Below are 19,658 nucleotides of genomic sequence, written 5' to 3'. Positions count from 1 at the left end.
ACCGGAGACCCGGAGGCATCGGGCGCGGCGTAGCGCGAGTCGATCTAGTCTTTGAAGCCCGTCAGGAAATCCACTGGCCCCACGTCCTCGCCGTCGGCCATGGCGTCGACCGCGTCGATGAAGCGGTTGACTTGGACTGAGGGTGCGCCGATCCCGAAACCGATGACCGTGGCCAGTGATTTCAGTGTCGTCGCCGAGATCTCGCCCTTGTCGATATCGCGCGCCAGTTTCGCGAGCCCTTCCGTCGCACCTTCGCCAAATTGCTCGATTGGGGAGAGGGTCGGGGTGAAGCCCCGGGTGCCGGCGTTGACGGCAGGGCCCAGGACAGGAACGGCGCCTGTCAGATAGGTCAGGGAACGCACCCCCGCCCATTGCAGCCAGGTGCCGGGATCCTCGTCGAGTATCTCACCGTCCTCGTCTTCGTCCGGTCCTTCTTGGTTCCGCAAAGCGTCGAGCACAGCCGGAATCGCAATCACGATCAGTGTCCGTGCGGCCAGCTTCGGAACGTCGGCGACGCGGCGAGTCTCGCCCACACTCTGCGCCGCAATGTTGTAGAGCAGATTGAAATAGGAATAGAACATCGTCAGCACCCGCATAACACCGCGCTGGCGTTGGATGTTGGCGAGATCTTTGACTGCGCCGGCGGTCTGCGTGGTGCGAATCACGCTGTCGGCGAACTGTACCGCCTCATCCGCCGTTCGCCCGTCCTTCAGAGCGACATTGTAGGCCGCCGTCCAGGTCGGAATATCGACACCGTAGAGCTGGACCCGTCCGATGACCTCCAAAGAGAAGCGCTGGAAACCAGCCCAGTATCCCTTCCGGCCGCGGGCCTCCTTCAACGCGTCGGTGAGTTCCCGGTTGATGTTGCCGAGACGGTGTCGCATTTCGCCCGAGGCTGCGAACACATCGCGCGTCATCGCTTTCGGCCGGCGCATGTAGGCCACCATGGCGGAGCCGATCTCGACAGTGGCCTTGCCCGGGGTGTACCGGCCGTCGCTCTGCCGGGCCAACCCGTCGATGGTGTTGGCGTATCCGAGAAGCTGCGCCGACATCGTGGTGTAGCTGAAGCCCATGATGGCGATCGTGGCGTTGGTCCGCATTACCTCAAACGCCCGGTTCCACCATCCATAGGCGCGCTGGTCCTGTCCGTTCGTCGCAACTGCTCCCACCCACTGCTTGAGTTCGTCATAGTATTCAGGCCCCAGCTTTCGTGTGATGGCCTTTTGCAGATCGGGACGGGCGAGGAGTTTGCGGGCGCCACGCACGGCCTCGTAATGGGTGACATAGTGCACGGTCCGGTCGATCCCGTTCGTCAACGCCTCAATGTTGAGGTTGACCGGTGCTGCGAACCCGGTCCGGCCTTTGGTCATGGAACTATTGACCGATGCGGCAACGGCCTCGCTTTGCATCGCTTCGAGCGCGGTCTTGCTCTCCAGCTCGCGCGCAGCCTGGGACCGGGCCGGATCGTATTGCATCGGGTAGTAGCCGCCGCGGAACTCGCCATAGGCTGTCTTGATCGTGCGGGGCTCGACCCGTTCGGGAGCAACGCCGTTCTCCGCTCGATGGATTTCGGCGACCGCCGGCCACATTTCTTCGAAGCTGTCCCAAACGCCTTGCACGAACTCCCATTCCTCGCGGGAGAGGTTGGCAAGGGCTTGGTCGACACCCTCGGCTGTCCAGGCCTGCCCACCGAAGGCGTCACGGGCAGAGCCGCGCAGCATCTTGTCGAGATTGCTCTCGTTGCCGACGTTCAACGCCATCATGATGAGATCCGAGCGCTGGAAGGTACGGTCGAGTGCCGGCACCTCGATATCCTCGGACAGACGGCCACGGACATCTTCGGGGAGGTCCCGAAGCATCTTGTTCACCTTGTCGGTCACAGCCTTGGTCATGTCGGCCGCCCTTGCCTGGGCATCGGCGAAAGGCTGGAACAAAGCCTGATGCATCGGCCCCAGGCGCTCGCCGTCCATGGCCTCAATCATGAATTCGGCCTTGCGCAGTGCCGCGTCCGCCGCCGCCAGGCCTGCCTTGGCCTTGTCCAGCTTTGTCGGATTCTGCCGCGCTTCGGCGCGCAGCGATCGAGCGTTGTCGGGCAGACGCTCAATCCGGCTCAGGATATCGGATGCAACGGCGTCTATATCGCGCTCTTCGGCGCCGACCCGCAGCCGCTTCCTCAGCCGGCCCTGTGCTTCGATATTCTTCAAGGAATCGATCAGTGTCCGAAACTCGTTGAGGGTGAGATCCCTGTAGTTCGTGGTTTCTCGCGCTGCCAGGATCTCCGGCGGGATGGTGAGGACGGCACCATCGTCCTCCTGCTTCTGCTTGATCCAGTCCGCCATGGCCTGCATCTCCAGCAGCAATTCGCGCCGGGAGGAGAGGCGGGGACCGAACCGGTAGGCCCCGAGAATGGCGCGGATCTTGTCGACATACTCTGCATCGATCCCCTTGAAGACGGCCTTGCGCTTAGTGAACTTTCCGGCATACCGCTTCGCCTTGGATACCTCGTCGCGGACCCGGTAAGCCTCCTGCGCCATGTGGAAGTTCATCAACTGCCGGAACTTGGCGCGCTGGGCTTCCAACCTGTTGCCGGCACGCAATTGCCTTCCGGCCTCGCGCGCCCAACGCCGCTCCTGCGCCAAGAAGCGCGAGGGTTGAATAGCGTCGATCCGCTTCTCCCCAATCCGCTGCCTTGCCCAGGTGCGGACAAAGGCCGGCTTGATCCGGTCTTTGCTCTGACGAAGCGCGTTCAACTCCATGGTTAGTACGTCGCCGCGTTTGTCGGCATGTGCGGATTCCAAGGCCTTCTCGACGGCGGTTCCATCATTCAGCATGTCGCCATAGAGCTGATGCATCCGGTTGTCGGTTTCGGTATCCACAGCCTCACGGAAGGTCGGCGCATCGACCATGGCGTCCAGCATGGCGCGACCGTCCTTGAAGCCGAACATCTGAGCGACCAGATCGGGGCTTGCACCCGATTCATTCCTCGACGTTGCGTAGACGGCCTTGCCCCGGACGCGCGGCAAACGCTTCAAGGTCTCGGGGCTGCCGTAGATATCGACAATGGCGGCCTTGGAGAGGCGGTTCGGTCGCACAGGGAGAATGTCACCGGTGGGGCTGGCGCCGGATGTAAGGGCGGCAACGGCACGATGGGTGGGAGACTGAGCGACCTCCTGCTCGACTTCGGCGCGAAGCTTGGCGCGCTCGTCCTTCCACCAAGCGAGCTTCTCGCGCTCGATCTCCGACAGGTGCTTTTTCAATTGTCGGGATTTGGCTTCTTCCGACGCCCGTGCGACGGCTCGCTGATAGTCAGAGAACTGCGCCGGCGTCATGCCGATTTCCTCGGCGGATCCGAAAAGGGCCTTGAGGTCGTACTGCTCCTCGACGAGCGCGATCTCCTCATCCGAGGCGAGCAACCGATCCATCACCGCTTTGACGTCGTCGGAGAACGCAACGTCCAGAGCCTCTTTGGAGAGGCGCCGCTTCATTGCGCGATAGATCGAGACCAACCATGCCCGAAAGCGATTGAAGGCATCCTGCAGCGCTACCGAAGGGGCCTCGCCTGTGCGGAAATAGTCCTCAGTCCCGCGGGCCCATTGCTCGTGCATGGCGGTCCCGATATAGCCTTCCGCGCCGGTGCGGGAGAGGTCGCCTTGGCCGATGAAATCCTTCACCGCGTCTAAGGGCATGGCCTCCAGTGCCGCAACCGCTTCGGTGTCCTTGGCGCGACGGGCGAGCGCGATGGCCTCCGCTTTCAGGCTCTCTGCATTGGACGCCCACCAGGCGACGATCGTTTCCCAATCCTTCGTGAGTTGCTCCGTCCGGAAGTCTGCGGCGTCTTCGCGGAGTTGCTCCAGGAAGAGATGACCGCTTTCATGCAGGAAGGTCGAGCGGTCGGCATTCTTACCGAGATTGATGAAGACCGCGGCATTCGCGAATTCGATCGAACCGCGGGCTTCGTCCCCGGTCGGACTGTCCTGGCTCGCATCTTGGTCCGTCTGCTCCAGGTTTGACGCCAAGGCGCGGCGTATCACTTTGTCGTCCGCTGTTTCGTCGATCCCGACGGCCTCCAGGCGTTCGCGCAGATCGGCAATCTCGGCCTCGATCGCTGCAACTCGTTCGGCTTGGTCCTGCGTCCGAAGCGGTCGTCCGGCCAGTTCTTCCCGGACTGCTTCAACGATGGCGTCTATCGGCACATAGCCGTTTGTCTCGTCGCCAAAATCACGCTCAGCGAAGACAGGTATCTCGGATGCAACCAGATTGTCCCCGCTGCCGATTCCACCATTTCGGAACAGGTTGGGGCGTGTCTGCGGCGTCACATCCAGCGCCCGCAACTCGGCCGCCAGGTCGCCGGCAGGATCGACCCCGCCGGTCTCGGCCAGGACATCGAGCACTGGTCTGCTGCTGAGGCCAAGCGTCTCCTCCGGCGTCCGACCGGAGCGGAGCACGTCGAGCACGCGGGTATCCTCGTTGAACGATGCGCGCGGCTCCGCGCCTCGAATTGTCACGTTGTCGTCGCGCCAAAGGGCAAGGGCCGACGCGCCGGACCGTTCCGCCCGGGTGGCGTAACGCTGGGCGATGAGGGTTGCCTGATACATGGCGTTCTGCGGGGCCTCGCCCACTGCCTCGAGCTGCGCCTCTACCTCGCGTTGGATGATCTGGGCCTCGGTCTCGATAACGGCGGACGTGTCGGGTTCGCCGACCGCCTCAAACTCTCGCTGTACTTCGTCTCGCGCGTAGACCTCGGCCTCCGCCGCCGTCATCGCGTCGGGGGATATCCGGAGATGATCGGCAAGCGCTTCATATCGTGGCGTGCCAATGATGTGCTCGGAAAAGGCCTCAGGGGTGATCTCGACATCACCGCCGATGGCCAGAGCTTCCTGATACTGGTCCTCTACCCCAAGCTCGGCCAGGATGTTCCCGGCATCAGGCGCAGTCTGCATGAAGCGCTGCATCTCCTCCGCCGGGATCGACACGGCCTCGACGCCCTGCTCGCGCATCATCTTGCCGTTCACCTCGCCGAACTTGTCCGGCGCGCGCTGCCGCAGCTTGGAAGCCTCGGCCGCCGCGTCGACGGCATCTTGGGCCGCCTTTGCGCCCGTCGCCTGCCGGGCCTGCCGCGCCTCGGCCAGGTACTTGCCGCCGACGGCGGTTGCCTCGATGGGTGCCGTCGCGAACTCCGCCAGAGCCTCCAGGATGACCTCTGAGGGTTTGACCTCCCCGGTGGTCGCCAATTGCGCCAGGCCCTCCCCACCGCCGCCGAGGCCGCCCTGGGCGACGGTCTGGGCCAGGAGGTCAACGAAGAGCGACTTGGCCAACGTCTTCGAGGCGAGCCCGCCCGACGCCAGATCGAACGCGCCGATGATGGCGCCGCGGGTGAAACCGAACTGCTGCGCCTCCCGCAACAGGTCCTTGTCGCCGAGCACCTGCTCGACCTGGTCCGGGTCGGAGAGGTCGATCCCCCTGTCGGCCAGGAATTCGGCAGGTGAGCGGTAGCGCTCAAGCGCGAAGCTGGAGCCGCCCAGCACGGCAACACCTGCTGCAGGGTTTCGTGTCAGTGCCGTTGCCCCGGCGGAAGCCGCGAGCTGCGGTGTTGATTCTACCGCCGTCTCTGCAATCAGTGCCAACGCACCGGCCGGATCTTCGGTCAGCGCTTCCAGCGCGGCAACAAACCCCTGATCGTCAACGGCCTGCATGGCCTGGAGGGCGCGCGTAGCTGGCGGAGACATCTCAATAGAGGCAATCCGGTCGGAAATCCGCCCTACGGTCTCCAGGGCTTCCTGCGCGGCTTGCTCATTGCCTTCGGAAAACCTCGAAGCTCCGAAACGCCTCCCGACGTCAAATGCATCCAGCGGGCTTAGAAAGCCGTCCTCACCGGCCGCTTCGCCGAATATATCAAGAAAAGATTTATCCTCGTCGCCGGCGCGCTCCGCGGCATCCTCGGCGAGGAACTGGTTGAATCCTTGCCGGACACCGAGGGCGCCTCGCTTCAACGCGTTGGTTCCGTACCGCCAGAGCGACTCCAGTGTCGTGAGGTTTTCGGTATCGTCGGAGGCGAGCTTTGCGTTTTCGGCATCGGCGAAGAAATCGGCAACCGTAGTGCTTCCCTCGAGACGTTTCCGCAGACCCGCATTGTCGGCCATTGGGCCCAAGGTTTTCAGGTTGCGTTCCACAAAGGAGGAAGGAAGGCCAAGCGCAGTTCCGGCGCGGCGTGCTTCACCGGCGGCGTCCGGGCTCACGCCCTCAATCACCTGAAGAGAGCGCGCAACGGTTTGCCGCTGGGTACGATCCTGTTCTGTGAAGAATGTCTCATAGCTGGGAGAGCCGGATTGGGAACGTCGAGTGTCGGATCCTGCTTCTGCAAAAAACCTCTCGAAATCATTTGGCATCATTCTCGACCCCGCGGCGCTTGGCCAGATAGGCATTGTAGGTATCGACGAGCTCATCGTCCGTCGGCTTCCGGCCATGGTGGCGGGTGAACGCCTCCGCAAAGCCTGTCGGGACCTCCTCTACGTCATCGACCTCAAAGACTTCATCGGGTGCGGCTTCGAATGCCCGGATATCTTTGTCGACGAACCCGAGATAGGCGTTCGGAACCGCCCCTTCGACGGTCAGTCGATCGACGATCTCCTGCATTTCCAGGGCATCGGGGTTGCGATCGTTCGAGGCGTTGAAGGCGGAGATCTCTTCGTCAAAGCGCCGGCCGAGAAGCGCGGCTTCCTCGTCGTTGAAATTGAACTCCTTCACCGTGGCGTTGAATATCTGCGTCCGGGTCCGTCCTTCGACTGCCTTGCCAGGCGCATTCGACTGATAGGCGGAACGCTGGCGGTCCACGAAAGCCTGCCAATCCTGGGTGTCCAGGCCTTGGAGATATCGCTCATCGAGGAGGTCGACGGACTTCAATTGCTCCGGCGTCATTCTGCTCAACTCGACATACATGGCGGGATCGCTGATCGCCGGCGCGCCACGGATGGCACGCTCCGACATTTTCGCTAGGGTGTCCGCCATGGTTGGAGGCAGCTCGGCCAGGGTCTCGGCCGGGATCTCCTCGTAGCGACCTGCCTGCGCCAGTTCGACGGCCTGGGCTTTCCGATTGTGCGCGGCGTCGCTTTCCAGTCGCCCCAGTTCGGCATAGCGGTTTGTCACACGCCGCACCACGTCGTCGCGTAGATCCGGGTCTGCGATCCTGCGTGCCGCGGAGAGCGCATCGGCTTCATCCATGCCGGATGCCATGATAGCGTCGGTCTCGGATTGAGCGAGACGTCTGAGCCCAGCCACGACAATCCGCTTCTGTTCGGCCTCAGCCTGCTTCAGAGCGTTCCGCATCCCGCCAACGAGACGATCACGGTCCTCTGGCGTGAAGCCCTCCGGCGGATCGTCCGCGGCGAAGTTGTCGACGAAGGCTTGCCCATGCTCCAAGCCTTTGTTCAGTTCCACCTCGAATGCGCCTTTGACGGCCTCCGTGGTCAGCGCGTTGACATGGTTATGCTGCGCCATCTCCTTTTGCTGCGGCGTCCAATCGGTGCGCTCCTGTATCAATGCAAACACCGTGTCTCTGGCGGCGAGCATCTCCCCGCTGGTCAGGATTTGTTCGATCGTGTCATCCGGGTGCACAGCCCCTAGCTTCCGCGCTTGAACTAGAGCTTCTCTTTCGACGCTGTCCATCCGCCGCATGATCTGGGCGTTGTTCTCGGCCTCCAGGTTTGTGCGGACGGTATCCTCGAGCCCGTTGCGGATTCGGTGCGTCGTGCCGTCCAGTTCGGCGCGAAGAACCAGCTTCTCGCCTTGGCTAAGGCCTTCCGCGCCGTCCACGGTCGCGTCGATCGCGGCCTGCGCCTTTTCGTCGAAGGCGGCGATATCGGTTCCGACCTCCTCGAGGATCTTGCCCATCACGACTTCATGGTCGTTCAGGATAGAGGCGCTGTAGGCCGCCTCCGCCAACCGCGCCTCACGTTCGTTGCGGGCCTGTAGCACCGCCTGTTCTTCGGCTTCGCGCCGGCCGAGACCTTCGGCGATATCCACGCCGAATTCGCCCGCCGCGGCGAGAACGCCGTCCGTCGCCGCCACCTCGACAAGCGACCGACCACCCGTCCGGAAGAACGGGGCTCGCGGCTGCTGACCGGACAGCGCGGAATCGACGCCGGTTTGCCGCTTGAAACGCAAGGCGTCCCGCGCGGTGCTGCGCTTCCCGGTGCCGGACAGGCGGAAGGGCGACGGATCAGGCATTGAAGGTCTCCTTGATTGCTGGCATCGCCGTCCGGGCGAACGCATTTTGGATCTGAGGTTCTATAAGGTTCTCGCGCGGTATGACGGGGACTTTGACGCGCCTACTGATAACTTCTGTGACCACAGGTTTTGACAGATTCCGAGACCTGCGAACGGCTTCGGCCACACTAGCTTTTGCTAATAGGCGGCAGCCCTGTAGAGCGGCTGCATCATCGTTTTCAATGACAGGTTTTGACAGGTCCGCAACACCTGTCCGAAAAGAGGTTTTAGGCCTCGCGTTCGAATTTTCGATTTCAACATTCTTCAACATCCGCCCGCAGATGATGTTTGTTTTTCGCCTCGCGTTGTGACCCCGAAAAAATCTTCGCGGGCTTTGCAGTTCAGCCACATCTGGACGGGCAAATCGGGGAACTTGAGGCGTTTGGACAAAGTCCTGACCACAACCACTAATCGTGATATATATGTTTTCGGATTGACTATATCTGGTTGAGCCAATCCACTTCCCCGGACCACTCAATCGGAAAGGAGACGGCAGAGTGAACGACAAGAAAAAGGACTCGTCATGGTCGAGCAGGAACAAGGAGCAAACCTCGACGGACCGGAAATCGTCAGACAAGAACATAACGACGCTGGTGTCGTCTCCGGTACCTCCGCCGCCGCCGCCAAAGAAAGAGAGCGAATAAGGACCGAGGTACACGCCCTTCGATTTCAGGCTTGTGTTTCCGCCCGCTACTGCCAGGCACTCGAAAAGCACTATCGCCGCCTTTCGAACTGGGCCGGAATAATCACTGCAATCGGCGGCGCAGCCGTTATCGCCGACGCTTTGGTAAAGCTGGACAAGTGGGCTGGTTTCGACGCTTCGCTCGTCGCCGGTGTCGTTGTCGCAGTCGCCGGAATTCTGCCGGTCTTCACAGGCTGGGCTCAGAAAGCTTCGGACAACAAGCTGTACATGCAAATTTACAGCGATGCAGCGGCTAGGCTGATCCCAGCCGAACGCACATATAGTCAGGAGAAACTGGACGAAGTCTCGGTCGAATTGAACGCCAAGAAAGGACTTCATGAAGCAACGAATAACGTCCTCTACCTGATCTGCTTTAACGATGAATGCGGCAGTCGTGGGCGTGACGACGAAAAGTACGTCGTGGCGTTTTGGCAGCGGTTGTTCTCGCCTTGGTTCGACCTCAGTACGGGCAAACCTCGGAAAGTCGGCTGAAAGAGGTCGCATGGATGGTTTGGGACACGTGCCTATAGGCAGTGTTTCGAATTCGCCGAGCACATCTTCAAACCGTTGCATCAATTTGGCCCACGGCGATTGTCGAGCGCGAGTGATTTATCGAAATCCTCAGGGAGAAAGTCGCTTGCCTTCATCGCCTTGACGGCTTTGTTTGCCGCTGCCTCGACCGCATCAACCCATCCGGCGCCATATTCGGTACGGGCCGCTTCAAAGTAGTTGGTCTCCGGCTGTCCAAGCGGTACGCCGAGCATGGATGCAGCAAGGATGTGAGAGGCGCCGACAAACCGGTCCGCCGGCCCAGTTGGCCAGCGGAGCATGACCCAGCCCAGCAGGTGGAAACCGACCGGAGAACCTTCCACTGCAAGATCCCAAGCTCTGGCCTGCATCTTCCGGACAATCTCGTCTCGTGGACTGACGTTGTGCGTGGCCGCGAAGATCATCGCTTCGCGAATGGCGATCGCGGCGTTGGCCTGGGCGGCGGTTTGCCCAACTCGGTTGACCATCACCCTGCCTCTCGCGCCTGTTCGGTCTCGGCCAGCGGATGCATTCCTGCCTTGACCCGCGCCAACATCTCCCGGACCCGTGCCTGTTGCTCCTCAGTTGGTTGTGTCCGCCGGCTCGGCCGCGGCCGTTCTCTGCCGGTCAACACTGCCGATTGCAGGACGTTGCGCTCGCGCCGGCGTTGTAGGAGATCGTCCGAAATCGCTGCCTTCAGGTCGCCCGGCTTCGGGAGCGAGGGATAACGGTAATTTCGTTTGACCCGCTGCACCGCCTCGTAGGCCAAATCCGACGGGATCTCTCGCAGAACGTCGCCATAGTGCTTGATTGCTGCCTTCCGCTTCTCCGGTGGCACGCTCTGGAAAGTATCGATCCAGTCCGTCAGTTCCTTGAGGCAGACAGCCAGCGCTTCGGCTCCGCAAGGCTGCAGGGTTGCCTGGTACGCGCGAAGGTCCGCCTTGATCTGCATCTTTGTGATGCCGGGCGGCAGATCGGGCGTCTCAGGGGCGAACGATTCCAGCAACACGGAAGATCTCTTCCGAGATTCCGTCATCGCCAGCACCGTCGGCGTCTGGGTCGGGATCAGGGTAGTCATCTGCCCACCTTTCCTGGTTTAGCCACGTCTTCGCCTGTGCGACGTACTTGGTTCCGGCATTGCCGTTTGCTTCGCACTGGGCCGCATAGAGGCGTGCGCCCTCGATGATGTCTGCGGGGTTGGCGCCGGCGCTGACCGCCTTGTCGAACAGTTTTCGAGCTTCCTGTTTTGGGTCCGAGCCCTGACGCTTCGGGTAGAACGCCCAGAAAGCGTCAAAGGGTTCCTCGGTCGATGGATTGGGTCTTCGGTCGGAATGCCTCGGGAGTGCTATGACTTCCGCATCGCATATCTCCAGTTCCAGACCGATCGTGCTGCGTTCGGGGGGACTAGAGGGGGGTACTGACGGTTCTACTGACGGTTCCTTAACGGTTCGGGTGGCGAAATCGCCACTGGATCTAGTGGCACCAGCGTCACTGGTGGGGGTGACGTATTCGTCACCTGTGGCAATTTCGTCACCGGTGACGGTATCGCCACTAGTCTCGGCCCCTGATGTGGTGCTTTCGGCAATGGTGATGCGATACACGACGACCGATCGGCGCCCCGTCCGAACCGGCTTGATCTCGCCGGCCTCGATCAGCCGCTGGACGTGCCTGATGACGTTCCGCCGGTCCACTCGAGCTCGCATCGCCAATGTGCGGATCGACGGCCAAGCCTCCATATCATCGTTGGCGAACTCAGCGAGAGCGAGCATCAGAACCAAGGCCGTACCGCTCGCCTTACTGTTCTTCCAGACGTGATCGCGTGCGACTCTGCTCATCCTACGGCCGCCTTCGCGATGATGCCGGCTTCGTGCGCGTGCACATGCGAGATGGGGTCGTCGCCAGACTTAAAAATGTTGTCTCGATTTGGCATGCTCATGCCCCAGATTGTCGAACACATCGTCGAGCGGGTGCAGGGCGCAACGGTTGCACCCTGCATCGGCCTCCAAATGAGTGTAGACAAAGGGGTTTGGGTGCCGCGCATGCCCACGATCCTCAAGCCGCTTCCTTGGGAAGCTCAACGCCCTCGGCAGCAATGCGGTCGATTGCATCAGCCGGATGCACGCGGCGCCCGCCAATCATGAACGAAGGCAGGATACCCTTGTTGATCCAGCGATACCGCGTCGTCGGTCCAATGCCGAGACGCTCTTCGGTCTCTTTGCCGGTGTAGTGAACGCGGGTGAAGGAATCCGACATATCGATCTCTCCTGTTCCAGATACAGCAATGCCGCTGCGTCCGGGTCAGAACAGGTCGATTTGGCAATGTCGCTCAACGTGATGTTTGCGATCTTTGAAACGTCGTGCTTTTTGAATGAGGCAAAGCGGTACTTCGCGTCTAATCAGACCTTTGGCGGAAGATAGGGCTTGATCCAATTCTGCAAATGCCGGTGACTCTCCAAGGGTGGAATGCCCGCGTCAGTCAGGTCTTTATTGACGGTCCCCAGTATCACGTCCCAACGCTCCACCTTCACCCAGTGACCGTTTTTGTTGAGCGGGTAGTGTTTGATCAAGGAATCTAGACTGGCTCTCTTTCTTGATTTCCTACCAGACGGGCTTTGGGGTTGCTCGTCTCGCCGAGTAATGCGGACCGCTATGAAATCGTTGTAAACGCCTCTGGCACCTCGCAGAGCATCTCTTTGCAAGTCTGGGCGTAAATATCCGTCCATCAGGTCGTTAGGGATGATTTCTCTGATTTCTGAAACCGAGCCATCTGTTACTCTCTTCCCCACGAGGCAACATTCTTTCCAATCAACGGACTCGATGAGTAGGATGTACATGTTGAGCTCCAGGGCTCGCCTGTATGACGCCACGGCATCTCTGCCCTGCTGATATCTCTGTTCACGGATACTCGACGCTATCTTCCCGGCGTCCGCACGCTTGATACTACCACCTTCGACGGAAGCTCTGAGAATCTCCATGTCCTCGCGGATGAAGTCGTCGGGATGATCAAAAGCCCGATCTGGAGCATGTTCTTTTAGCGGCCAATCCCCAGATAGTGGCTTCAGTATCTTGTGAGAGCCTTCGTGCCGCACCCACTCTGCATACAAGCCCGGGAAAAGCCCGGCCATTGCCTTTGACAACAACAACCCGCCTTGTGGAAGCACGAAGGTGTCGTTCTCACTACTTTTCACAACAACCTCACCACCTTCGCATCCGTTGTCTGGGCCAGATATGCTGCCCAATCGTCCATGAGCGCCTTTCGCTTTTCGAACAGATCCCCGCGGCGGTAGGCGGCCTCGACCTTGGTCGAGATGGTGTGCGCCAGGGCCTGCTCGCTTACCTCATTCGGGTATCGCGTCTTCTCAGCGGCCCAGTCCTTGAAGCTGGATCGGAAGCCATGCGCCGTGACGCCGTCGTATTCCATCCGCTTGAGCAATTGGAGGAAGGCCATATTGGAGAGCGGCGCCTTGTCGCGATGGCCGGGAAAAATGAAGTCGGATCGGCGCAGGGCCTTCATCGCCTCCAGGAGCTCGATCGCCGGCGCCGATAGCGGGACGCGATGCTCGACGCCAACCTTCATGCGATCGCCAGGAACGACCCAGAGTTTGTCGTCGAAATTGATCTCCGGCCAGGTCGAGCCGATGACCTCGCCCGTCCGCGCCGCGGTAAGGATAAGGAATTCGAGGCCACGGGCAGCGATGGCCTCACGTGCTCGCAGCTCGACCATGAAATCAGCGCACTCGACATACGGTAGCGCGGCATGATGTTTCACCTTCTGGACCTTGCTGCGCTTTGGCAGGAGCTTGTCGAGATGGCCGCGCCACAAGGCCGGGTTCGGACCTTGCCGGAGCTGGTGAGCGGTCGCCCAGTCCAGTATCGATTCGACACGGCCGCGCACGCGGCTGGCCGTTTCCGGCTTCTCGGACCAGATGGGCTCCAGTATCTCGATGACGTGAGAGGTTTCCACCGAGCCGACTGGTAGCTCGGCCAAGGTCGGATAGGCATAAGTCGCAAGCGTCGACGTCCATTGCTTCGAGTGCTTGACGTTCTGCCACGCCGGCGCATGCGCCTTTATGTACCTCTCGGCGCACCATTTGAACGTCCGGATGGTGGCGTTCTCTGTGATGCGCCTCGCCCGATCGGCGGCCCGTGCGTCTATGGGATCGATCCCCTCCAGGACCTGCTTGCGGCAGACCTCGGCCTTGGTCCTTGCCTCTGCGAGCGAGATCGTCTGGACCGGCCCCAATCCCATCTGGCGTGAACGGCCGCTCATCATGAATCGGTAGAGCCAGGACTTGGATCCACCCTGGGCGATCTGGAGGTATAGGCCGCCCCCGTCCGCATAGCGGCCGGGCGTCGCTGCCGTGGCGACGAAGCGTGCCGAAAGCTTATTGATTGCCCGTGCCAAAGCGGAACCCCAGCCTCTGTGCCCACAAAATCACCCACAATCATACACGGGTTCGTATGGAGTAAAACGGAATAGTTTGGCACGGAATAAGAATGTGGGATTTTCAATAGCCGCAGAAACGCTGCCGTTTAGCGGGTCAATTTGGAAGGGAATGGATTTTGGTGGAAACCGAAAATGGCGGAGAGACAGGGATTCGAACCCTGGGTACGCTCGCGCGCACAACGGTTTTCGAGACCGCCCCGTTCGACCACTCCGGCACCTCTCCGTATCGCGTCCGCCGGTTAGGGTTTCGGAGAAACCGGTCCGGCGTCTGGCCCCCTTGGTCGAAGGCGCGCGGAAACTAGCCAAAGCCGCCCGGCCGGGCAAGCCCTGTCTTTCGCAACAAGTTACAGAAACCAAAATCGGGGTGCCCGGGCCCTGCACAACCGTTACCGGTGAAGACGCCGTGCCCAGCGGTCGGCATTGACCGCATGCGGCGGCACCTCGCCCGCGACCAGCGCGGCGACCTGCGCCACCGTATCCAATGCCTGATGCTCGATGGCCTGCGGCGTCAATCCGCCGATATGCGGGGTGGCGACTACATTCGGCAGAGCGGCGAGACCGGGGCTCGGCATCTGATCCGGCGCGCGGCCCACATCCATCGCAGCACCGGCGATCGAACCATCCTTGAGCGCCGCTTCCAGGGCCGCCTCGTCCACCAGGTTCCCGCGGGACAGGTTGATGAAACAGGCATCCTCCTTCATCCGCTGGAAGGCGGCCTCATCCATCAGGTTTTCCGTCTCTTCCGTCGCGGGTGCTAGGCAGAAGACGAAATCTGCTGTGGACAACAGGTCGTCCATCGAAACCTGGTCAAACCGCGGGTCATCGACCGTCGCATAGGGGTCGAACACCAGAACGGTCATGCCCATCGCCGCCAGGATCGGGGCCAGATGTCTGGCGATCGCGCCGTACCCGATGATGCCGGCGGTGCTGCCGGATATCTGCCGTCCCATCGGCATGGCATCCGTCACGCCGGGACGATACGCGGATGACAGGCGGGAGATCCCGCGCGCCAGATCGACCATGAAACCGACCGCCAGTTCACTGACCGCAGGGGCGAAACCGGGCGTCGCGCGTGTAACCAAAATGCCTTGCCGGGACGCCGCATCGACATCGACATTCCGGATATCCACCGCGCAGCGCAAAAAGGCCTTCAAGGACGGCAGTGAGGCAAAAATCTCGGCCGGGGCGGCGGTCATGCGGTCGCTAACCACGATATCGACACCGTCCGCCGCCGCGGTCAACGCGGTGGGGTCCAGCGGCGCCTCGCCCTCATGCAGGATCACTTCGCCCAATTCTGCGAGCGCCGCGAGCGCGCGGTCGCCGTAATACCCCCGACGCATTGCCGGGGTATGGGTCAACAGGATCTTTACCATCTTTCCGCTCCGCCTCCGATCGCGACTGTCAGACGATTTCGGCGCTGACCTCGCCCATACCGGCCAACGCGTAGCGGATTCGCTCGCCGCCCGAAGGAAAACGCGTTTTCATCGTGCTGCCGGTCATCACGAATTCGCCCGCTTTCAACAATTGCCCCCGTGCGTTCAAGTGGTTGGCGATCCAGGCGACCGCCTCGAACGGATGGCCCATCGCTTCGCCGGTCGTGGCGGCGGCATCTTCCTCACCGCTCCATTCCAGCAGGGCCGGCACGGCGGTCAGGTCCTGGTCGCGCCAGGCTTCGGTGAATTCGCCTACCACGACACCGCCGTTCCAGGCGTTGTCCGCCGCCAACCCGGCCCCCTCCAAACCGGAATAGTCGGCATTGCGGTCATCGATCAGCTCCAAGGCCGGCGCGCAGGCATCGACATGGGCCGCAACATCCGCCCGCCTATAGGGTCTGTCTTGCGCCGGCATATCCGTGCCGAGCCGAACCGCCAGTTCGAACTCGATGCCCAGATGCTGATAATCAGCCAAGTTCACCCGGGCCGGCGCGGAAAAGACGACCCGGTCCAACAACACGCCGGCAACCGGATGATCCACCCCACACATTTCCTGCATCGGCTTGGAAGTCAGCGCGATCTTGTAGCCCGCCACCGACGCACCACTCGCGCCCAGCAGCAGACCGACCAGCCGTTCCTGGACGTCATATCCCTGGTCAATGCCGGAAACACCGTCCGTGTCGGCGACGGAAACATAAGGATCGCCCGCCTTGTGGCCCTCGAACAGACGCCTGGCAGCGCTTTCCAATTTCGCCTCGTTATCCATGGTCATACCCCTCCCCTATCTGAATGGGCCGTCGTTCCTGCCGCCGCCCTTGTTGAATCGCCCGCGAAGCCCCACATTTCCGCCGGTTCGGGCGTTGACTTCGGCCCGCGTCTGCGTATAGTGCGCGCCGGTCCGCGAGGTGTTACCGCTTCGCGGCGATATGAATGCGCTGCTTGAGGCTTTTGTCCAGGACTACCTGGATCGTTGAATGAAAGTTCGGCGCGTGCTTGCGGGAAGGGTTCCCGTTTGGCAACGCCGGCGCCGTAAAGCGCGGAACAAGTGATGAGGGTATCATGTTTGCAGTCGTTAAGACGGGCGGCAAGCAGTATCGCGTCGCGAAAGACGATGTCATTCGCGTCGAGAAGCTGACCGCCGAGCCGGGTGAAAAGGTCGCGTTGAGCGACGTTCTGATGATCGATGACGGCGGTAAGAAAACCGTCGGCGCGCCGCTGATCGAAGGCGCAGCCGTGGAAGCCGAAGTCGTCGACCAGATGCGTGCCGACAAGATCATCGTCTTCAAGAAGAAGCGCCGGCAGAACTATCGCCGCAAGAACGGCCACCGCCAGCACCTGACCGTCCTGAAGATCACGGACATCAAGGCGTCGGGCGCAAAGAAGGCCGCCGCGAAGAAGGCAACGGCCAAGAAGGCCGCCGCCAAGAAGGAAGAAGCTGCCGGCGAAGCCGCGGCGGAATAAGATTTCATCGCCCTCGCCCGATCGGGCAACGGGGTGCGGGTCCGAAGGCAATGCGGGCCCGGAAGGTTAAGGAGAAAGAGTTATGGCACATAAAAAAGCCGGCGGTAGTTCAAGGAACGGCCGCGACTCAGAAGGCCGCCGCCTTGGCGTGAAAAAGTTTGGTGGTGAAGAGGTGAAAGCCGGCAACATCATCATCCGTCAGCGTGGCACCAAATGGCATCCCGGCGACAATGTCGGCATGGGCAAGGACCACACGCTGTTCGCCCTCGTTCCCGGCCATGTCGGGTTCAAGAAGACGCGCCAGCGCACCGTGGTATCCGTCAACCCGATGCCGGAGGCTGCCGAATAACGGCCGCTCCCGCGGGTAAGGTTTGAGAGGGGAACGGTCACGACCGTTCCCCTTTTTCGTTTTCCGGGTCGAGCCCCTGCGGGCCGATCCAAATTGAGGTCAGGACAAATCCATGAAGTTCCTGGATCAGGCCAAGGTCTTCATCAAAAGCGGGGCGGGCGGCGCGGGCTGCGTCTCCTTCCGGCGTGAGAAGTATATCGAATTCGGCGGGCCGAACGGCGGCGACGGCGGCCGGGGCGGCGATGTCGTGGTGGAGGCGGTGCAAGGCCTGAACACCCTGATCGATTATCGATACCAGCAGCATTTCAAAGCCAAACGCGGCAATCACGGCATGGGCCAGAACCGCACCGGCGCCGATGGTGACGACGTCGTCCTGAAACTGCCGGTCGGCACGCAGATTTTCGAAGACGATAACGAGACCTTGCTGGCGGATCTGACCGAAATCGGCCAGCGCGTGGTACTGGTCCGCGGCGGGCGCGGCGGATTAGGGAACGCCCATTTCAAATCTTCCACCAATCAGGCGCCGCGCTATGCCCAACCGGGTGAGGAAGCGTCGGAAAAGTGGATCTGGCTGCGGCTGAAACTGATCGCCGATGCCGGGCTTGTCGGGCTGCCCAATGCGGGTAAATCCACCTTTCTGTCGGCGACCAGCCGAGCCCGTCCGAAGATCGCCGACTATCCCTTCACCACGCTGCATCCGCAATTGGGCGTTGTCGGGATCGACAATCATGAATTCGTCCTGGCCGATATACCAGGCCTGATCGAGGGCGCGCATGAAGGCCACGGGCTGGGTGACCGGTTCCTCGGTCATATCGAGCGCTGCCGGGTCATTCTGCACCTGATCGACGGCGCGGACATGACCGTCGCCGAGTCCTACAAGACCATTCGGCGCGAGTTGGAGGAATACGGGGCGGGCCTGGACGAAAAGCCCGAAATCATCGCCATCAACAAGACCGACGCCCTGCTGCCGGAATTCGTGGAGGAAATGACCGCCGAGCTTCGAACCGTGACGGAAGCACCGGTCTTCGCGGTGTCCGGGATTACCGGCAACGGCGTGACCGAGGTGCTTCGCGCGCTTTTCGACATCATCAAGAAAGACCGTGCACGGGAAGCCGCCGAAGAAGCGGCCGCCGCGTCAGCGGATGACACCGACGGCAGCGAAGAGGTCGGGACCGAAGGGGAGGAGGCAGGGTCGCGGCCCTGGTCGCCCGAGGTTTCCCTGTAGCGCAGCATGGGCAACGTCTTCAAAGGCGCCAAGCGCGTCGTCATCAAAATCGGCTCGGCTCTGCTGGTGGATCAATCCGCCGGCACGGTCCGGCGGGACTGGCTGGCGGCTCTTTCCAAGGACGTCGCGATGCTGCGGGCCCGCGGCGCCCAGGTCCTGATCGTCTCGTCGGGCTCCATCGCCGCCGGGCGCCGCCATTTGGGCCTGCAGAACCGCGGCTTGAAACTGGAAGAGAAGCAGGCCGCCGCGGCAACCGGCCAGATCACACTGGCGCATGCCTATCAGGAAAGCCTGGCTGCCGAGGGGTTCACCGCCGCGCAGATCCTGCTGACGCCCGGGGATACGGAAGAACGGCGCCGCCATCTGAACGCCAGGGCGACCATCCTGCAATTGCTCAGCCTCGGTGCAGTGCCGGTGATCAATGAAAACGATACCGTGGCCACGGCGGAAATCCGCTATGGGGATAACGACCGCTTGGCGGCCCGCGTCGCCACCATGGTCAGCGCCGATACATTGGTTCTGTTGAGTGACATCGACGGGCTCTACACCGCCGACCCGCGCAAGGACGAGACCGCGAAGCATTTGCCCGTGGTCGATCGCCTGACCCCTGAAATCCTGGCCATGGCCGGTAACGTCGCCGTATCCGCCGAACGCGGCGGGTTTTCCACTGGCGGCATGGTCACGAAACTGGAAGCCGCAAAGATCGCTCTGGGCGGCGGGTGTCGTATGATCATCGCCCGCGGCAACGACCCGCATCCGCTGCAGGCCCTGGTCGACGGCGCACGCTGTACGGTTTTCACCGCCCCCGAAAAACCGGTCGCGGCGCGGAAACGATGGATCGCCGGGCAGTTGAACGCCAGCGGCACACTCGTGGTAGACAAAGGCGCAGCGGAGGCGCTGGCCAATGGGAAAAGCCTGCTACCCGCCGGCGTGGTCCGTGTTGACGGCGCTTTCGAGCGCGGCGATCCGGTTAATGTGGCAGGGCCGGACGGCAACCGCCTCGCGGTCGGCCTGACGGCCTATTCCTCGACCGATGCGGAAAAGATCGTCGGCAGACAGTCGAAGGAAATCGCCGATATCTTGGGCTTCGAAGGGCGTTCGGCGTTGATCCACAGGGATGACCTGGCCCTGCTGTCCGATACTGGCAAAACGGGACGGTCGACGGAAAAGGACCTGTCCCAACCGGTAGCTTGACAGGATGCAATGCGCTTTGTGCCATAGCGCTTAATATTGAGGTGGCGCGGTCGACGGTTCGGACAGCGCGGGAGGGA

At 61.7% G+C, this 19,658-nt stretch carries 14 protein-coding genes, 1 tRNA gene and 1 pseudogene; 5 read left to right on the top strand and 11 right to left on the bottom strand.

Features of this window, described 5'->3' with window-relative positions:
* Nucleotides 1-44 precede the first annotated feature (44 nt).
* Nucleotides 45-6,386 (bottom strand): hypothetical protein, encoded by a 6,342-nt coding sequence (locus ACQK2G_RS24065; protein ID WP_425407697.1) that lies wholly within the window; start codon nucleotides 6,384-6,386, stop codon nucleotides 45-47.
* On the bottom strand, nucleotides 6,376-8,223 hold the full coding sequence (locus tag ACQK2G_RS24060; protein WP_425407576.1) for a hypothetical protein: 1,848 nt from the start codon (nucleotides 8,221-8,223) through the stop codon (nucleotides 6,376-6,378). Before ACQK2G_RS24060 ends, ACQK2G_RS24065 begins: the two co-directional genes overlap by 11 nt.
* Nucleotides 8,224-8,785: 562 nt before the next feature.
* On the opposite strand from ACQK2G_RS24060, the gene ACQK2G_RS24055 reads away from it, so the two are divergent.
* Nucleotides 8,786-9,436: a hypothetical protein gene (locus tag ACQK2G_RS24055; RefSeq protein WP_425407575.1), complete on the top strand. Its 651-nt coding sequence runs from the start codon at nucleotides 8,786-8,788 to the stop codon at nucleotides 9,434-9,436.
* A gap of 80 nt (nucleotides 9,437-9,516) precedes the next feature.
* Here the strand turns inward: ACQK2G_RS24055 and ACQK2G_RS24050 are convergent, their stop codons facing one another.
* From ACQK2G_RS24050 to ACQK2G_RS24010, 9 genes are all read right to left on the bottom strand, one after another.
* Nucleotides 9,517-9,960 (bottom strand): hypothetical protein, encoded by a 444-nt coding sequence (locus ACQK2G_RS24050; protein WP_425407574.1) that lies wholly within the window; start codon nucleotides 9,958-9,960, stop codon nucleotides 9,517-9,519.
* Nucleotides 9,960-10,481: a hypothetical protein gene (locus tag ACQK2G_RS24045; RefSeq protein WP_425407573.1), complete on the bottom strand. Its 522-nt coding sequence runs from the start codon at nucleotides 10,479-10,481 to the stop codon at nucleotides 9,960-9,962. The genes ACQK2G_RS24050 and ACQK2G_RS24045 overlap by 1 nt, the downstream gene beginning before the upstream one ends.
* Nucleotides 10,456-11,307, bottom strand: a complete 852-nt coding sequence (locus ACQK2G_RS24040) for a helix-turn-helix domain-containing protein (RefSeq protein WP_425407572.1) — start codon at nucleotides 11,305-11,307, stop codon at nucleotides 10,456-10,458. Before ACQK2G_RS24040 ends, ACQK2G_RS24045 begins: the two co-directional genes overlap by 26 nt.
* Before the next feature lie 217 nt (nucleotides 11,308-11,524).
* Entirely contained in the window at nucleotides 11,525-11,725 is a 201-nt protein-coding gene (locus ACQK2G_RS24035) for a helix-turn-helix domain-containing protein (protein ID WP_425407571.1), read from the bottom strand.
* A gap of 143 nt (nucleotides 11,726-11,868) precedes the next feature.
* A complete protein-coding gene (locus ACQK2G_RS24030) occupies nucleotides 11,869-12,660 on the bottom strand; it encodes a hypothetical protein (protein ID WP_425407570.1) in 792 nt (263 codons plus the stop codon).
* Nucleotides 12,657-13,877, bottom strand: coding sequence for a tyrosine-type recombinase/integrase (locus ACQK2G_RS24025; protein WP_425407569.1), 1,221 nt, complete (start codon nucleotides 13,875-13,877; stop codon nucleotides 12,657-12,659). Before ACQK2G_RS24025 ends, ACQK2G_RS24030 begins: the two co-directional genes overlap by 4 nt.
* 175 nt (nucleotides 13,878-14,052) lie before the next feature.
* A tRNA-Ser gene (locus ACQK2G_RS24020) sits at nucleotides 14,053-14,142 on the bottom strand.
* A gap of 163 nt (nucleotides 14,143-14,305) precedes the next feature.
* Entirely contained in the window at nucleotides 14,306-15,292 is a 987-nt protein-coding gene (locus ACQK2G_RS24015) for a hydroxyacid dehydrogenase (protein ID WP_425407568.1), read from the bottom strand.
* Nucleotides 15,293-15,320: 28 nt separating this feature from the next.
* Complete coding sequence (locus tag ACQK2G_RS24010) at nucleotides 15,321-16,124, bottom strand: 2-keto-4-pentenoate hydratase (protein WP_425407567.1); 804 nt, start codon at nucleotides 16,122-16,124, stop codon at nucleotides 15,321-15,323.
* 287 nt (nucleotides 16,125-16,411) lie between these two features.
* Here ACQK2G_RS24010 and rplU point away from each other — a divergent pair.
* The 4 genes and pseudogenes from rplU to proB form a co-directional block, all read left to right on the top strand.
* Nucleotides 16,412-16,720, top strand: a pseudogene (gene rplU, locus ACQK2G_RS24005) (50S ribosomal protein L21); the annotation flags it as partial.
* Nucleotides 16,721-16,895: 175 nt separating this feature from the next.
* Entirely contained in the window at nucleotides 16,896-17,162 is a 267-nt protein-coding gene (gene rpmA / locus ACQK2G_RS24000) for a 50S ribosomal protein L27 (RefSeq protein WP_425407566.1), read from the top strand.
* A gap of 112 nt (nucleotides 17,163-17,274) precedes the next feature.
* Nucleotides 17,275-18,387, top strand: a complete 1,113-nt coding sequence (gene obgE, locus ACQK2G_RS23995; protein WP_425407565.1) for a GTPase ObgE — start codon at nucleotides 17,275-17,277, stop codon at nucleotides 18,385-18,387.
* A 6-nt stretch (nucleotides 18,388-18,393) separates the two neighbouring features.
* Entirely contained in the window at nucleotides 18,394-19,581 is a 1,188-nt protein-coding gene (proB, locus tag ACQK2G_RS23990; protein WP_425407564.1) for a glutamate 5-kinase, read from the top strand.
* Nucleotides 19,582-19,658 lie beyond the last annotated feature (77 nt).

Source organism: Hwanghaeella sp. (assembly GCF_965227365.1).
Classification (GTDB): Bacteria; Pseudomonadota; Alphaproteobacteria; order UBA8366; family Aestuariispiraceae; genus Hwanghaeella.
The sequence above is the reverse complement of the archived record's forward strand: the minus strand, read 5'-3'. Positions and strand labels throughout refer to the sequence as shown.

Coding starts and splice junctions, on each gene's coding strand:
- ACQK2G_RS24065 (WP_425407697.1), bottom strand. CDS start 6,386: ATGCCAAATGATTTCGAGAGGTTTTTTGCAGAAGCAGGATCCGACACT.
- ACQK2G_RS24060 (WP_425407576.1), bottom strand. CDS start 8,223: ATGCCTGATCCGTCGCCCTTCCGCCTGTCCGGCACCGGGAAGCGCAGC.
- ACQK2G_RS24055 (WP_425407575.1), top strand. CDS start 8,786: ATGGTCGAGCAGGAACAAGGAGCAAACCTCGACGGACCGGAAATCGTC.
- ACQK2G_RS24050 (WP_425407574.1), bottom strand. CDS start 9,960: ATGGTCAACCGAGTTGGGCAAACCGCCGCCCAGGCCAACGCCGCGATC.
- ACQK2G_RS24040 (WP_425407572.1), bottom strand. CDS start 11,307: ATGAGCAGAGTCGCACGCGATCACGTCTGGAAGAACAGTAAGGCGAGC.
- ACQK2G_RS24035 (WP_425407571.1), bottom strand. CDS start 11,725: ATGTCGGATTCCTTCACCCGCGTTCACTACACCGGCAAAGAGACCGAA.
- ACQK2G_RS24015 (WP_425407568.1), bottom strand. CDS start 15,292: ATGGTAAAGATCCTGTTGACCCATACCCCGGCAATGCGTCGGGGGTAT.
- ACQK2G_RS24010 (WP_425407567.1), bottom strand. CDS start 16,124: ATGACCATGGATAACGAGGCGAAATTGGAAAGCGCTGCCAGGCGTCTG.
- rpmA (WP_425407566.1), top strand. CDS start 16,896: ATGGCACATAAAAAAGCCGGCGGTAGTTCAAGGAACGGCCGCGACTCA.
- obgE (WP_425407565.1), top strand. CDS start 17,275: ATGAAGTTCCTGGATCAGGCCAAGGTCTTCATCAAAAGCGGGGCGGGC.
- proB (WP_425407564.1), top strand. CDS start 18,394: ATGGGCAACGTCTTCAAAGGCGCCAAGCGCGTCGTCATCAAAATCGGC.